Origin of the sequence: Sulfitobacter sp. PR48 (assembly GCF_028807335.1) — a bacterium.
Lineage (GTDB): Bacteria > Pseudomonadota > Alphaproteobacteria > Rhodobacterales > Rhodobacteraceae > Sulfitobacter.
On sequence record NZ_JARAMM010000005.1, the window covers coordinates 17891 to 34196 of the forward strand.

Annotated in this window: 12 protein-coding genes; 11 read left to right on the forward strand and 1 reads right to left on the reverse strand. The window is 61.5% G+C overall.

Going from position 1 to position 16306, the window contains the following annotated elements; all coding sequences use genetic code 11:
- Positions 1 to 33 precede the first annotated feature (33 nt).
- A complete protein-coding gene (locus PVW51_RS07970; RefSeq protein WP_274574432.1) occupies positions 34 to 1137 on the forward strand; it encodes an iron-containing alcohol dehydrogenase in 1104 nt (367 codons plus the stop codon).
- A gap of 72 nt (positions 1138 to 1209) precedes the next feature.
- Here PVW51_RS07970 and PVW51_RS07975 read toward each other — a convergent pair whose 3' ends face one another.
- On the reverse strand, positions 1210 to 1632 hold the full coding sequence (locus tag PVW51_RS07975; protein WP_274574433.1) for a MarR family winged helix-turn-helix transcriptional regulator: 423 nt from the start codon (positions 1630 to 1632) through the stop codon (positions 1210 to 1212).
- 38 nt (positions 1633 to 1670) lie between these two features.
- Between PVW51_RS07975 and PVW51_RS07980 the strand changes: the two genes are divergently transcribed.
- The 10 genes from PVW51_RS07980 (at position 1671) to PVW51_RS08025 (ending at position 16306) form a co-directional block, all read left to right on the forward strand.
- Positions 1671 to 2852, forward strand: coding sequence for a substrate-binding domain-containing protein (locus PVW51_RS07980; RefSeq protein ID WP_274574434.1), 1182 nt, complete (start codon positions 1671 to 1673; stop codon positions 2850 to 2852).
- Positions 2853 to 2981: 129 nt separating this feature from the next.
- Positions 2982 to 4589, forward strand: coding sequence for a flotillin domain-containing protein (locus PVW51_RS07985; protein WP_274574435.1), 1608 nt, complete (start codon positions 2982 to 2984; stop codon positions 4587 to 4589).
- Positions 4590 to 4632: 43 nt separating this feature from the next.
- The gene (locus PVW51_RS07990; RefSeq protein ID WP_274574436.1) at positions 4633 to 5853 is read left to right on the forward strand and encodes an urea ABC transporter substrate-binding protein; all 1221 of its coding nucleotides are present in this window, start codon (positions 4633 to 4635) and stop codon (positions 5851 to 5853) included.
- 66 nt (positions 5854 to 5919) lie between these two features.
- Positions 5920 to 6786: a branched-chain amino acid ABC transporter permease gene (locus tag PVW51_RS07995; RefSeq protein ID WP_269360758.1), complete on the forward strand. Its 867-nt coding sequence runs from the start codon at positions 5920 to 5922 to the stop codon at positions 6784 to 6786.
- Positions 6786 to 7811 (forward strand): branched-chain amino acid ABC transporter permease, encoded by a 1026-nt coding sequence (locus tag PVW51_RS08000; RefSeq protein ID WP_274574437.1) that lies wholly within the window; start codon positions 6786 to 6788, stop codon positions 7809 to 7811. Before PVW51_RS07995 ends, PVW51_RS08000 begins: the two co-directional genes overlap by 1 nt.
- On the forward strand, positions 7804 to 8520 hold the full coding sequence (locus tag PVW51_RS08005; RefSeq protein ID WP_274574438.1) for an ABC transporter ATP-binding protein: 717 nt from the start codon (positions 7804 to 7806) through the stop codon (positions 8518 to 8520). The genes PVW51_RS08000 and PVW51_RS08005 overlap by 8 nt, the downstream gene beginning before the upstream one ends.
- On the forward strand, positions 8520 to 10904 hold the full coding sequence (locus PVW51_RS08010; RefSeq protein WP_274574440.1) for an amidase: 2385 nt from the start codon (positions 8520 to 8522) through the stop codon (positions 10902 to 10904). The genes PVW51_RS08005 and PVW51_RS08010 overlap by 1 nt, the downstream gene beginning before the upstream one ends.
- A gap of 11 nt (positions 10905 to 10915) precedes the next feature.
- The gene (locus tag PVW51_RS08015) at positions 10916 to 12676 is read left to right on the forward strand and encodes an AMP-binding protein (RefSeq protein ID WP_274574441.1); all 1761 of its coding nucleotides are present in this window, start codon (positions 10916 to 10918) and stop codon (positions 12674 to 12676) included.
- 346 nt (positions 12677 to 13022) lie between these two features.
- Positions 13023 to 14669, forward strand: coding sequence for a GMC family oxidoreductase (locus PVW51_RS08020; protein WP_274574442.1), 1647 nt, complete (start codon positions 13023 to 13025; stop codon positions 14667 to 14669).
- A gap of 11 nt (positions 14670 to 14680) precedes the next feature.
- Positions 14681 to 16306: a long-chain fatty acid--CoA ligase gene (locus tag PVW51_RS08025; RefSeq protein WP_274574444.1), complete on the forward strand. Its 1626-nt coding sequence runs from the start codon at positions 14681 to 14683 to the stop codon at positions 16304 to 16306.

The following is a 16306-nucleotide window of genomic DNA, read 5'->3' on the forward strand; positions in this document are numbered from 1 at the left end:
CGTCAGCATTTCGGCATTTCATGCCCGACGTCGGTGCATTTTGGCGCGGGCAAAGCCACAGATCTGCCCGGCCTGCTGCCTGACGCGCCCGCGCGTATCCTCTTTGTCCAGGGGGCAAGCGGTCATGCCGCGGCAGGTGTCCTCAAGGCGCTGCGCACGGCCGGTCACGATATCACCCTTGTCAATTGCCCCGGCGAACCTTCTGTTGATGCGGTCAATGCGGCATTGGCACAGCTGGACGATCCGACGCATGTGATCGCCTGCGGCGGCGGCGCGGTGATCGACATGGGCAAGGCGCTGGCGGCGCTGGCTGAGCTGGGCCTGACCTTGCCAATGGATTTTGCAACATTGCCGCCCTTGACCGCCCGGCGGAACATTCGCCTGTTGGCCCTGCCAACAACAGCGGGCACCGGGGCGGAAGTGACCGCCAATGCCGTGATCGATGTGCCCGCCAAAGGCGCGAAGATCAGCATCAGGGGGGCCGCATTGATCCCCGATATCGCGGTGATCGACCCTTTGCTGGCGCAAACGGCCCCTGCGGGTGTCGTGCTCGCCTCCGGGCTGGACGCCGTGACACAGGTGATCGAAAGCTATACCTCCTGTGCCGCGACGCCTTTTTCGATGGCATTGTGCCGCGCTGCGATACCACTGGGCCTCGCCGCGCTGCGGCAGGTTATCGAAGCGCCCGACATCGGGGCCTGGGAAAACATGTGCTGGACCAGCCTGTCCAGCGGGCTTGCGCTGGCCAACTCTGGATTGGGTGCGGCGCATGGGCTTGCCTCTGTGCTGGGTGCGCAACTCGGCGCACCGCATGGCGCGCTTTGTGGCAGATTGCTGATCCCGACGCTGCGCGTGAATCTTGAATACAGCCGCGAAACCCCGGAAATACAGGACAGGATCACCTATTGCCTGCAGGCCATTTCAGATGCGTTTGCCCCAACACGCGCCGCCGACGCGCTGTCGGGTTTTGAGGCCTGGGTGAATGCGAAGGGTTTGCCAAGATTGTCAGAGATGGGGCTGTCCCAAGATCGCATCGCAGCTTTGGCGGAACTGGGCAGCAAAGCCTCTTCCAGTCAGAAAAATGCGGTGCCGCTCCCGGTGCAGGCCTATGAAACGATCCTGCAGGGTGCTTTCTGACGCTTCAGAGAGAACGCGCCCTCAGTCGATGGGAACAGGATTCTCAAGGGCGGGATGCCTGCCCAGATTGTGTCATGCCAGCTTCAGCAACAGCTGCTTGAGCATTTCGCCATTGTCCGAGTCCAGAAGCGCGCTGAGCGCGCGATCCTGTTCCTCTGCGTCCTTGCGGATCTGGAGCATGCGCCTGCGGCCGAGGTTGGTCAGCAGCAGGTTGATCTGGCGCTGATCGGCGGCGGAAATCTGACGGTGAACCAGGCCATCCGACACCATGCGATCCACCAGTTTGCTCAGCGCCGGGGGATTGATCAGCGCCCGTTTCGCCAGTTCCCCCATTGTCAGCCGCCGGTCGATGTCGAGGCATTCCATCACGCGCCATGCGGTGATCTGGATGCCATGTGCCTTCAGCCGGGCACTCAGCGAATTGCTGACCGAACGATGCGCGGCTTCCAGTGCATAGGAAAGATGGCGTTCAAATGAGATCGGCTCAGTCGTCATGATCGTATCCGCTTGTTAGGTCTTTGAAATTAGTTGACTTGGAAATTAATTTCAATTGCAATGTGCGAATTGCCATCCTGATCCGGGGAGACAGGGCGCTGGGATATAGCACGGACGACGTTGCGCTGCCGATCGAACTTGCGGATTTCCGCGAGAGCGGACTGCTGGCCGCCTCGGGCAGTTTTCGTGTGGCGCTGCTGATCCCGATGTGTGGCCCGGCGGGTATCTGGGCACCCTCCTGCATTTCCAGCGCACAGGTCGCCGCCGCAGAGCTGAACCGCGCCAATGGCATCGGCGGGCGGCGGGTTCAGCTGATCATGATAGATGCGGCGGTGGAGGCCGATGAGCCGATCGAGGAAACCGTAAACGATCTGATCGAGCTGAATGCGATTGACGCAATCGTGGGGATGCATCTGAGTGCCGTGCGCCAGCGCCTGTCCAAGGTTGTCCGCCAGCGCATCCCCTACATCTATACGCCGCTCTACGAGGGGGGCGAAACGACACCGGGCTTGTTTGCCATTGGCGAGACGCCGCAGGAACAGCTTGCCCCGGCCCTGGCCGAGATCCAGGCCAGATATCACCCGAAAAGCTGGGCGCTGATCGGCAATGATTATGTCTGGCCGCGCAGTTCCCATTCCCTGGCCAAGAGCGTTCTCAGGACAGCGGGGGTTGAGCTGGCGATGGAATGTTACGTGCCTTTCGGGCTGCCGAACATGTCCGATCTGGTTGATCGGGTCGAGGCCTCGGGGGCCGATGCTGTCCTGGTCTCGCTGGTCGGGCAGGACGCCGTGAACTTCAACCGGCTGTTCGGAAAGCGTGGGTTGCACCGCAAGGCGGTCAGATTGTCCTGTGCCCTGGAAGAGAACGGTCTGATGGCCTGTGGCCGGTCCAATCTGGAAAGAATGTTCTCGGTCTCCTCCTACTTCGGGTCGATATCGACAGAGGCGAATGCCAGTTTCAAGGAACGCTATTATGCGCTGCACGGTGACGCCGCGCCTGCGTTGAATTCCATCGGTCAATCGACCTACGAAGGGATACATTATCTGGCCTCTCTGCTGCGGGATTTCGGCGCTGTCTGGCGGATGCGGACCAGCCAGGACCTGCTGCCGGTGATTCATTCCAGCGGCCGTTCCTTTGCCCGGAACGATGCCGCGCAGCGGCCCGATGTTTACCTCGCCCGGGCCGATGGCATCAACTTTTGTGACTTCAAGATACTGTAAATAAAACATATTTACCTTATTAATTTCCAATTCAAATAAATTACTTGAAATGGAAATTAAAATCGCTCACCGTTGCCGTTACAGGCCATGACCCCGCACGGGGGGCAGGGCGCGGCAGGAGAGATCACATTGTATTGGCTGTTGGCATTTGTCGTTTTCATCGTCGTCCTGCTGGGCGGAATATGGTTCCTGCAGCGGTTCTACGCCAAGGCCACGCTAGAGACTGCCGTGGTGCGCACGGGCATGGGCGGGCGTCGGGTGCTGACCGATGGCGGCTGTGTGGCCCTGCCGATCGTGCATCAGCTGCAACGGGTGTCGATGCAGACTGCTGCCGTCACGATGGTGCGCACCGGCCGCGATGCGGTTCTGACGGCTGACGCGATGCGCGCCGATCTGGTGATGGAGTTCGAATTGCGCGTGGCCTCCGATGTGCAGAGCATCGCAACCGCGGCACAGGCTTTCGGTCACAGGATTGCACGCGGCGGAGAAGCATTCGAGACCGTGCTGGCGGGCCCCCTCGCCAACGCCATCCAGACCGCCGCTGCCGCCCGAGGCATCAACGAGATTCATTTGGAACGGGCCGCGTTCACGGCGCAGGTTTCAACGATGGTTTCGGAGCACGCCGCACGGCTGGGCCTTGAGCTGGTCACGGCGGCGCTGGTTTCCGTCGATCAAAGCGACTTCGCGCAGCGGGATGAGAACAACAGCTTCAACGCGCGGGGCATGCGGCGGCTGGCCGAGATGGTTGCCGAAGAACGCAAGGCCCGCATCGCGGTAGAGACAAGCACCGAGATCGCCGTGCGCGAGCATCGCCTGGCCCAGCATCAGCGGCAGATCGAATTGCAACGCGCCGAGCGTGAGGCCGAAATTGCGCAGCGTGAGCACCTCGCAAGGCTGGAGGCGGAATCGGAAAGCCGCTCTGCCCAGTCCCGCGCCGAGCAACATCGCGCCTCCGAGACCATCCGCATCCGGGAAGAACAGGAAGCAAAGACAGCCCAGGTGTCAGCCGACGAGGCCCTGCGCAAGGCCGAGATGAAGGCGCTGCTTGAGCTGGAAGAAGCGAAGATCGCGCATGGTATCAGCCTGGCACAATCGCGCACCAAGGAAGCCAAGGTGAAAGCCGAGGAAGAAGCAGCGCGGGCGCAGGTGATTCTGGCTGCCGAGAGTGTTCAGGCTCAGAAAGACCGCGCCGTGACGGAACGCGAGCGTGAGATTGCGAAACTGAAGCAGGCACGCGACATCGAGCTTGAGGACGCGCGGGTGAAAAGTGATGTCAGCACGCTGCTGGCAAGGGCCCAGGCAGATGCATCGGCGCGCACGGCAACGGCCAATGCCGAAAAGATCGCGATGGAAGCCGAAGCCGCCGGGCGTGTTGCCCTGAACAAGGCGGAGAATACCCTGAGCGATGCCGTCATCCGCATGCGTCTTGAGGAGCGCAAGTTCGACAAGATGCCGGAGATCATGACCCAGATGATGAAGCCGGTCGAAAAGATCGATTCCATCCGCATCAACCAGATCAGCGGGTTTGGCGGTGGTGCGGGGTCGGGCGGCGACGGGGCAGACAGCGCCTTTGGTGCGGCGATGGACCAGATCCTGGGAATGGCCGTGCGCCTGCCCGCGATGAAACAGATGGGCGAAGAGATCGGGTTTGATTTCGACGTGCCCAATGCGGGGCGGACCGCAGATTACGCAAACCGCATCAAGGCGAAAGACGACCCACAAAATTCAAAAGAGTGACCCGCAGTCACCTTCAATGAAACTCACCAACGGAGGACAATATATGTCTCTGAACAGAAGAGAATTGCTTGGCGGTGCGGCCGCCCTGACCACGGCGGGCCTGCTGCCACGGGTGGCTTTTGCCGCTGACGCCATCAAGCTGGGCTCAATCCTCGACAAATCCGGGCCCTTCGATGCCTATGGCAAACCGATGGACATGGCGACGCGGCTGGCTGTCGCAGAGATCAACGAGGCCGGTGGCCTTTTGGGTCGCGAAGTCGAGATCATTGCCTATGACACCCAATCCGACATGGCGCTGTATTCACAATACGGACAGCAGCTGACCCGGCAAGACAAGGTAGATGTGGTGCATGGCGGCATCCTGTCGGCCTCCCGCGAGGCGATCCGTCAGACCATGCGCAAGAGCAAGACGCTCTATTTCTATAACGTGCTCTACGAGGGCGGCGTCTGTGACCGGAACATCTTTATCAACGGGGTCACCCCGGCCCAGCAGGTCGAGGCGCTGGTGCCTTATGCGATGAACAACTCGGGCAAGAAGGTCTATATACTCGCGGCCGATTACAACTATGGCCAGATCACCGCGCGCTGGATCGAGAAGTTCGTGCGCGACAATGGCGGCGAGGTCGTGGGCACCGATTTCTTCCCGCTCGACGTGAGCGACTTCGGCTCGACCATCGCCAAGGTCCAGACGGCGGCGCCTGATCTGGTGATCGCGCCTCTGGTTGGCGGTGCGCATCTGTCATTCTTCCGCCAATGGGCGGCGGCCGGCATGAAGGACAAGATCGCTTTGGCCTCCACCACCCTTGGTGTCGGCAATGAGCACAAGGTGCTGACACCCGAAGAGGGCAACGGCATCATGTGTGCCTACAACTACAGCCAGGAGCTGGACACCCCCGAAAACGCGGCCTTCAAGGAGCGGTGGGCGGCGATGTTCGACGGCGACCAGTCGATGCATGAAATTGCGGTTTCCCACTACCATGGGCTGCATACCTGGGCAGAGGGGGTGCGGAAAGCGGGCACAATCGACCGCGATGCCGTGATCGAGGCGCTGGAAACCGGCATCTCCATCACCGGACCGGGGGGCAAGGTCACCGTCGACCCCAAGACCCACCACGCGGTGCTGGACGTGCATCTGATGGAGATGCGGGACCAGAAGATGGAGGTCATCGAAACGCTGCCCCAGCGCCAGCCGATTGACACCCAGGCGGTCTGTGATCTGAGCGCGAACCCCGATGACAACACGCAATATGAGATCGAGATCTGATCCGGTTCTCCCCGGGGTCGGGGCGGCTTTGGCGGCCCTGACCCATTTCTCTGAACGGCAGGTATCATGGACCTCACATTCGTAATCATAGTCGAAACGCTCTACGCGGTGGCATCGCTGGTGCTGATCAGCGCGGGGCTTGCCGTTGTCTTCGGGATGATGAAGGTCATCAACCTTGCCCATGGCGAATTCATGATGATGGGCGGATATGTGACCATCACCGCCGTGGGTCTGGGGGTGAATGTCTTTGTCGCCATGCTTGTCATCGCGCCCCTTGTCGTCGGGCTCATCGGTCTTGTTGTTGAGCGTCTGGTGATTCGCCATCTTTACGGGCGGCTGGTGGATACGATGCTTGCCACCTGGGGGCTGAGCCTTGTCTTTATCGGGCTTGCCACGATGATCTTTGGCAATACCACCACGGGCATCTCGACCCCGATCGCGGGTTTTACTGTCGGTAATTACCAGATCAACGGCTATAATTTCTTTATCATCCTTGTGTCCATCGCGCTGGTCATCGGGATCTACGCGGTTTTGCGGGGCACCCGTGCCGGGCTGATCGCACGCGGCGCGATGCAGCGTTCCGACATGGCCGCCGCACTGGGTTACAGCCCCGACCGTATCTATATGGCGACTTTCTTTTGCGGCTCGGCCCTGTCCGGGCTGGCAGGCGCGGTCCTGGCACCGCTGGTCGGTCTGGTGCCGACCTCCGGCGGGGCCTATATCGCCAAGGCTTTTATCACCGTGATCGCCGGGGGCCCGGCGCTGATTGCCGGGCTGGTCAGTTCGGCCACCAGTTTCGGGGTCGTCAGCCAGGTCTTTACCTTTGCGATCTCGCCGGTGATCGGTGAAGTCGCCCTTCTGGTCCTGGCGGTCATCCTGTTGCGCGCGATGCCGCAGGGGATCACCGGGCGGCTCTTCAAGGGGAAACTGTGATGGCGCGGACAGCCCTGCAGGACGTGCTGCTGACGCTTGTCGTGTCGGCACTGCTGATCTGGATCATGCCGATGCTGATCGGAACCTACACGCTGACGGTGTTGGTCATCTACGGGATGCTGGGCCTCAGCCTCGGGCTGATCTGGGGGTTTGGCGGCATCCTGTGCTTCGGACAGGCGGCGTTCTTTGGCCTGGGTGCCTATACCTATGCCATTGCGGCGATCAACATCGGGGAAAGCACCCTGCCGATGCTGCTGGCCGTTCTGGTGCCTGCCATCTTTGCGGCATTGCTCGGCGCGATGATGTTCTATGGTCGGCTGACGGATGTCTACCTGGGGGTGATCACCCTGGTGGTCACGCTGATCCTGTTCAAGTTCGTCAATTCCACTGCCGGCCCACATTATGTGATCGGCAAGGCCCGGCTGGGCGGTTTCAACGGGATTCCGGGTTTCCAGACCCTCAATGTGCCGGGCGATCCGGGGGCCTACATCTGGGGTGATCCCTATTACTACGTCTGCGCGGTGGCACTGGTGATCGTGTTCCTGCTGGTCACCTGGCTGTTGCGGTCCTCTTTCGGCCGCATCGCATTGGGCATTCGCGAAAACGAGGTCCGGATGGGGCTGATGGGTTATGACGTGGCAGCCCGCAAGACCGTGATGTTCGCCATCGGTGCCGCCATTGCAGGGCTGGCCGGGGCGCTGTTTGCCAATTGGGGCGAGATCGTCACACCCAGCCTGTTTTCGCTGGGTCAATCCGCCGAGATCATCATCTGGTGCATCGTCGGGGGCCTTGGCACCCGGATCGGACCGATCATCGGGGCGGCAGGGCTGGCCTATCTCAAGTTCCTGCTGGGCCAGCAAAGCCTGATCGACAACACGCTGATCACCGGGCTGATCCTGGTGCTCTTCGTCCTGTTCCTGCCAAAAGGGCTGGCTCCGGCCATCGCTGCACTTTTTCGGGCTGTTTTTGGCCGCGCAAGGCGCAAGCCGGACGCCCGCCGGATGCGGAGGATGCGGCATGGTTGAGACGGTACTGGAAACCCAGGGGCTGACCATGCGCTTTGGCGGCGTGACCGCGAGCGACAACGTCAACTTCAAGCTGAAAGCGCGGGAGCTGCGCTGCCTGATCGGCCCCAACGGCGCGGGCAAATCGACCTTTTTCAAATGCGTCACCGGGCTGCTGACCCCGACCGAGGGGCATGTCTTCATGCGGGGTCAGGAGGTGACGGGATGGCACCCGCATCAGATCGCGTCACTTGGGGTCGGGATCAAGACCCAGACACCGAATGTCCTGGATGCCTTGAGCGTGCGGGAAAACATCTGGCTTGCGGCGCGGCGCTTTCACCCCGTGAGCGAGGCGCGCGCCCGCAGTGACGAGATGATCGACCGGCTGGCGCTGGGATCCATTGCGCGCAGTTCGCTGGGCCAGCTGGCACATGGTGAACGGCAGCGGGTGGAGCTTGGGCTTGTCGCCGTGTCCGATCCCTGGCTGGTGCTACTGGACGAGCCTGCGGCGGGTATGAGCGCACAGGATGTGGAGCGCATGACAGCCATCATCCACGACCTGACCAAAACGGCAGCCGTGGTGATTGTCGAACATGACATGCAATTCATCCGGTCCATCGCAGATACGGTGACGGTGTTTCACCAGGGTGCCGTGCTGATGGAAGACCACGTGGACCGGGTGATGTCAGACGCCCAGGTGCGGGCCGTTTACCTGGGGAAAAAGACCTGATGCGCGAAGAGAACGAGATTTTACTGTCGACCAAGGGGCTTTCCGGCGGCTATGGCCGCGTGCCGATCCTGCACGGGATCGACCTGGAGGTGGCGGAAAACGAGGTTGTCGGGGTGCTGGGGCACAACGGCATGGGCAAGACCACCTTGCTCAAGACATTGATGGGTTTCCTGCCGGCGGCCTCCGGGCAGATCAGGTTTCGCCAGACCGATCTCACCCGCCTTCCGCCAAACGAGCGCAGCCGGCTGGGGCTGGGCTATGTGCCGCAGGGGCGGGGGATTTTCCCGCAGCTGTCCGTTCGCGACAATCTGCGCTTTGCCTGGCACGACTTTGGCGCAGGCACCGAGGCAGAAGTGATGGAGAATGTGCTGGCCGATTTCCCGCGCCTCACCCGGTTGCTGGACCGCGAAGGCGGTGCACTCTCCGGGGGCGAACAGCAGCTTTTGTCGCTGGCGCGCTGCCTGATGGGCGATCCCGACTTCCTGCTGCTGGACGAGCCGACCGAGGGCATTCAGCCCTCGATCATCGAGGAGATGGCCGAGACCCTGCTGAAGCTGCGCGAAAAACGCGGGCTGTCGATCCTGCTGGTTGAGCAGAATTTCGATTTCATCGCGGACCTGTCCGACCGGGTGCTGGTGCTGGAGCGTGGCCGGATCACCGGAACGCTCAGCCGGACCGACCTGTCGGATCAGGCCAAGGTTGACCAGTTCCTCGGCTTTGGCGCCGCGCGGGGCACGCGGCAGGAGACTGCCGCGCCGGGTCCCACACGGGCCCTGGCAAAGGACAGACCCGTGCGCAGGCAGAGCTTCCCCGGGAGCGCCCCGCCAGCCGTCTCTGATACCCGACATTCCAACCCTTCAACGGTGACCATAATGACGATCAAACGCCCCACACTGGCTCAAATGCGCAGCATGGCCGATCGCTTCGGCATGTCACTCTCTGACGAGGATCTGCTGGAATACACCGAGATCATCGAGCCATACATGCAGGCCTATGACCGGCTGGACGCCATGCCCGACAACCTGCCCGAAGTGCGGTATCCGCGCAGCCCGGGCCGCTTTCCGGACCCGTCGGAAAACCCGCTCAATGCCTGGTATGTCAAGACCGAGGTGCGCGGCGCGCCGGACGGCAAGCTGCGGGGCAAGCGGATTGCGCTGAAGGATACGATCTGTCTGGCCGGCGTGCCGATGATGAACGGATCGTCGATCATGGAAGGCTATACGCCCGAGATCGACGCCACCATCGTGACCCGGATGCTGGACGCGGGCGCGGTGATCGTCGGCAAGGCGCATTGCGAGAACTTCTGCCTGTCGGGCGGATCGCACACCAATGCCAAGGGGCCGGTGCACAACCCTTACAAGCGCGGCTATATGGCCGGGGGGTCTTCTTCGGGTTCGGCGGCGCTGGTGGCTGCGGGCGAGGTGGACATGGCCATCGCCGGCGATCAGGGCGGGTCGATCCGCATCCCGGCCTCGAATTGCGGCTGCTACGGGATGAAGCCGACGCATGGGCTGGTGCCCTATACCGGGGCCATGCCGATCGAACAGACCATCGACCACCTGGGGCCGGTGACCAATACCGTCGCAGACAATGCGCTGCTGCTGGAGGTCCTGGCGGGCGAAGACGGGCTGGACCCGCGCCAGTACAAGCCCAAGGTCTACAGCTATACCGAGGCGCTGGGGCGCGGTGTGGCGGGGATGCGGATCGGCGTCCTGAAGGAAGGCTTCGGGCACCCGAACTCGGAAACGGACGTGGACCATAAGGTCATGATGGCCGCCGAACGGTTCCGCGATCTGGGCGCGCGGGTCGAAGAGGTCTCGGTGCCGGACCACCATGTCGCGATGGATGCCTGGACCGCGATCACTCTGGAGGGGCTTCAGGATGGCATGATGTGGGGCAATTCCACCGGCACCAACTATCGCGGGCTGTTCCTGCCGTCGATGACGGATCATATGGCGCAATGGCGCGGACGCGCGGACGAACTGAGCCATTCGCTGAAGACCTGCATGTTCGTCGGCGAACATTTCCAGCGCCAGTATCGTGGACGCTTTTACGGCAAGGCACAGAATATCATGCGCCGCTGCAACGAAAGCTATCATGCCGCGTTGAAACAATATGACCTGCTTCTGATGCCGACCCTGCCGATCAAGCCGCAGCCGCATCCGCCTGCCGACAGTTCTCTCAGCTTGTATGTGCAACGGGCTTTTGAGATGGTCGCGAATACCGCACCTTTCAACGGGGGCTTGCCCGCGATGAACGTGCCCTGCGGTTTCAGCGAAGGGCTTCCGATCGGGATGATGCTGGTCGGCCCGAACTACGGCGAGATGAAGATCTACCAGGCGGCCCATGCATTTGAACAATCGGGCGACTGGCGCAACATGTAAGGAGGCCTTTGATGACGATCCTGAATGAAAGCATTGCGAACCGGATTCAGAATTTCGGCCTGGACTCCCGGTCAGAGACGGACGGCTCCCTCGCCCCGCGCGACGGTAAATCCTATGTTCAGGGCGGCAAGCAACCTGAACTTGCCTTTGCCACGATCCCGCAACTACTGCGCGATGCCGTGTCCCGGTATGGCCCGCGCGACGCGCTGGTCTTTCCCCAGGCACGGCTGAGCTATTATGACATGGACCGCGCGGTGGATGCGCTTGCCTCGGGTTTCCTGGCACTGGGTTTGCAAAAGGGCGACAGGCTGGGCATCTGGTCGCCCAACCGCCTGGAGTGGATCCTGACGCAATTCGCAACAGCGCGGATCGGCGTCATTCTGGTCAACATCAACCCGGCCTACCGCCTGTCGGAACTGGAATATGCGCTGAACAAGGTGGGCTGCAAGGCGCTGGTCCTGGCGCAATCCTTCAAGACATCGAACTATATCGAGATGCTGCGCAGCCTGGCCCCGGAACTGGCCAGCTGCGAAAAGGGCCGGTTGCAGGCTGCACGGCTGCCACATCTGCGCCATGTCGTCGTGATGGGAGAGGCGGGTCAGGCGGCGGGTGCCTGGAGTTTCGACGAGGTTTCAAATCTGGGCGGCCCCGCCCAACAGCTCCGCCTGCCGGAAATCGACCGCACGCTTCAACCCGACGATGCGATCAACATCCAGTTCACGTCAGGCACGACAGGACAGCCCAAGGGGGCCACGCTGTCGCACTACAACATCGTCAACAATGCGCGTTTCGTGACCGACAGGATCAGGCTGACCGAAAATGACCGGCTGGCGATCCCGGTCCCGCTTTATCATTGTTTCGGGATGGTGATGGGGGTCCTTGGCGCCGTCAGCAAAGGTGCTGCAATGATTTTTCCGGGGGAAGCATTTGACCCGGCGCGGACGTTGGACGTGCTGGCCACCGAGAGTTGCAGCGTTCTTTACGGCGTCCCGACCATGTTCGTGGCGATGCTCCAGAACCTTGATGAGACACCGCGCGACATGTCCTCGCTGCGCACCGGGATCATGGCCGGCGCGCCCTGTCCCGTGGACGTGATGAAAAAGGTCAATGACCGGATGAACATGAAAGAGGTGACAATCTGCTACGGCATGACGGAGACCTCGCCGGTGTCCTTCCAGAGCTTTGTCGATGACACGACAAGGCAGCGCTGCGAGACCGTGGGCCGGGTACATCCGCATCTTGAGGTCAAGATTGTCGACGAGGACGGGCAGATCGTGCCGGTCGGCACCCAGGGGGAGCTGTGCACGCGGGGATATTCGGTCATGAAAGGCTATTGGGAAGACCCCGACCGCACGAGCGAAGCGATCAGGGACGGCTGGATGCATACCGGCGACCTCGCCGTTCTCGACGCGGAAGGCTTCTGTTCGATCACCGGGCGTGTCAAAGACATGATCATCCGTGGGGGAGAGAACATCTATCCCCGCGAGATCGAGGAGTTCCTGTACGGACATCCCGACATCAGCGATGTCCAGGTCTTCGGCATTCCCGATAAAAGGCTGGGCGAAGAAGTCTGCGCCTGGGTCATTCCAAGACAGGGCAGCACCCTGACCGAAGATGCCGTATTGGCCCATTGCCAGGGCCAGATTGCCCATTTCAAGATCCCGCGCCATATCCGCATCGTGGATGAATTGCCCATGACGATCACCGGCAAACCGCAGAAATTCATCATGCGCGACCGGATGATCGAAGAGCTTGGCAAGGCCGGGGCGTAGCACGACCAGCAATAGCCGGGTTCCGTAACTGGCCCCGCCACCTGCTGAGATCGCATCATCCAGGTGCGCGGCGCTGAGAATATGAGGCGCCGCTTTCTATACGCATTCAGCGCCTCGTTTCGTGACTAAACTGCGGTTAGAGCCGCATTCGGATCGTTTTCCCACAAGTCTCTCGGGCGTTGAGCACCCCCTTTGAACGCGGCGCAAATTCCTGCGCCGAAACCGGGTGCGCCATTGGCGTGAACAGGCTGCTTTCTGCACTCTGACAATTTTTCTGGACAAGTGTTCAGAATATGTGTTCATCTTATTGGGCAGAGTGGGGAGACTCTGTTCAGGGAGGAAGATTATGCCATTCAAGACTTCATTCGACTACGTGATCGTGGGCGGTGGTTCTGCGGGATCTACGCTCGCGGCACGGCTTTCCGAGGATTCTTCACTGTCCGTCTGTCTGCTGGAAGCGGGAGGTAACGGCGATCACATCCTGATCCGCGCGCCCGCCGGTATTGTCGCCATGCTGCCGGGACACGGAAAGATCTCGAACTGGGCTTTCAACACCGTGCCGCAACCCGGCCTGAATGGCCGCAAGGGCTATCAGCCGCGCGGCAAGGGACTGGGCGGATCGAGCGCGATCAACGCGATGCTCTATGTCCGGGGCCACAAGTCTGACTATGACGATTGGGCCGATGCGGGTTGCGACGGCTGGTCCTGGGATGACTGCCTGCCCTATTTCCGGCGGTCCGAAAACAACGAAGCGGGGGCGGGTGACTTTCACGGCAACCGCGGGCCTCTCCACGTTTCCAATCAGAAAGCGCCGCGTCCGATTTCGCGCGCCTTTGTCCAGGCGGCCACGGAATGCCAGCACCGCGAAACGGCGGATTTCAACACCGGCGACAATGAGGGTGTCGGGCTTTACCAGGTCACCCAGTTTCACGACAAGGACAGGAACGGCGAAAGATGCTCGGCAGCGGCGGCCTATCTTCACCCGATCCAGAAAACCCGCAAGAACCTGACAATCATCACAGGGGCCCATGCGACAAAGATCCTGACCGAAGGGAAACGCGCCACCGGTGTCAGCTACCGCAAGGGCCGCAAGGACGCGCGCGTGACAGCCAGACGCGAGGTGATCCTGTGCGGTGGCGCCTTCAATTCACCCCAGCTTCTGCAGTTGTCCGGGATCGGCGCGGCAACGGAGCTCCAGCGCCATGGCATCGAGGTCGTGCATGACCTGCCCGGCGTCGGCAAGAACCTTCAGGATCACCTCGACTTTGTCCTGGCCTACAAATCAAAGGATACCGACAATTTCGGCATCGGCCTGACGGCAACCGTCGACCTGACGAAACATATTTTCAAATGGCGCAAGGACGGCAATTCGATGATTGCCACGCCTTTTGCCGAGGGGGCGGCGTTTCTCAAGACCGAGCCGAGCCTCGACCGGCCGGATATCCAGTTGCATTTCGTGATCTCGATCGTAGACGATCACGCGCGCAAGCTGCACCTGGGCCATGGCTTTTCCTGTCATGTCTGTACCCTGCGGCCTCACAGCCGGGGCGAGGTGTTTCTGGCCAGCAGCGACCCGATGAAGGCACCGGGTATCGACCCGCAATTCCTGTCCGACCCGCGTGACCTTGAGACCTTGATCAAGGGGGCGAAGATGACCCGCGAAATCCTGGAAGCCCCTGCCATGAAACGCTTTCGGCACAAGGAATTGTTCAATGTGAAAGACGGGATGACGGACCAGGAGTGGGAAAGCCACATCCGCGCCCGCGCGGACACGGTCTATCACCCGGTTGGCACCTGCAAGATGGGCGTGGACGATATGGCGGTGGTCGATCCCGAACTGCGGGTGCATGGGATGGAGGGACTGCGCGTCGTGGACGCCTCTGTCATGCCGACACTGATCGGCGGGAATACCAACGCCCCGACAATCATGATCGCAGAGCGCGCGGCGGATATGATCCGCGGCATCAAACCCGCTGCAATCGCGGCAGAATGAAGGAGACCAGGATGTCTGGAACGATGATGTGGCAAGCTCTGACGACGGGCTCACTGATAGAACATGCAGAGAAGTATCACGCCGGTACGGAGGTTGTCTCGGTCGAGACGGATGGCAGCATCGCGCGCTCCAGCTGGGGTGAGATTGGCGCGAATGCCCGGCGGATCAAGTCGGCGCTCGACATCCTCGGTGTTTCCGCGAACGCCCGCTGCGCGACCATTGCCTGGAACAACCGGCGGCACCTTGAGCTTTACTTTGGCATCGGCAGCGGCGGACGGGTCACGCATACGATCAACCCGCGACTGACGCCGGAACAGATGGTCTATATCCTGAACGATGCCCGGGACGAGGTACTGTTTCTCGACCAGACCTTCCTGCCCGTTGCAGCCAAGCTCGGTCCGCTGCTGAAATCGGTTAAGCACTACGTCCTGATGGGCCCCCGCGACGAAGAGGCGGCGGGCATGGTCGAGGGACTTCTGTTCCATGACGATCTGTTGCAGGCGGGGGATCCCGCTGCCGAATGGCCGGACCTGGACGAGAATGCGCCCGCCGCGCTGTGCTATACTTCCAGCACCACCGGCAATCCCAAGGGCGTGCAATATTCGCACCGCTCTCTCGTGTTGCATTCCATCGGTGGCAACCAGCCCGACGGCCTGAACATGGCGGCCCGCGACGTGGTGATGCCGGTGGTGCCGATGTTCCATGTCAACGCCTGGGGCGTGCCCTATGTCGCCGCATCGGTCGGGGCAAAACTGGTGATGCCCGGCCCGAAACTTGATGGTGAAAGCCTGGCACGGCTGATCGATCAGGAGCAGGTGACGCTGTCTTTGGGGGTGCCGACGATCTGGATGGGGCTGCTGGCAGGGCTGAAATCCACCGGCATCAAGCCGACCTCGATGAAACGCACGGTGGTCGGCGGGTCGGCCCTGCCGCCGTCGATGATCCGCGAATTTCGCGACACCTATGGTGTCGAGCTGATCCATGCCTGGGGGATGACAGAAACTTCGCCGCTGGGCACGTTGAACCAGCTTCTTCAGAAACACGCCGGGTTGAGCGCCGACGCGCAGGCCAGGCTGCGCGAAGGGCAGGGGCGTCCGCCCTGGGGTGTCGACCTGCGGATCGTGGACGACGCGGGCCAGGAGCTGCCCCGTGATGGCAAGACCCAGGGCGCGCTGCACATCCGCGGCCATTGGATCGTGGACAGCTATTTCGGTCAGGACGCCACGGCCCTGACGCAGGACGGCTGGTTTGACACCGGCGATGTGGCGACGCTGGACAGGGACGGCTACATGGTGATCCGCGACCGGTCCAAGGACATCATCAAATCGGGTGGTGAATGGATCTCGACGGTGGAGCTGGAAAACATCGCCATCGCCCATCCGAAGGTGGCAAATGCCGCCGCCATCGCCGCGCGCCATCCCAAATGGGACGAACGGCCCGTTGTTTTGGCTGTCCCCGCCGAGGGCGCATCCCCGACCGAAGCGGAGATCCTCGAAGCCTACGATGGCAAGGTTGCAAGCTGGCAGGTGCCCGACCGGGTGATCTTTGTCGGTGAACTGCCACTGGGGGCAACGGGAAAGGTCCTGAAAAACAAGCTGCGCGAAGCCTATGGCGACGTGCTGGTAAAGGAGGCATGA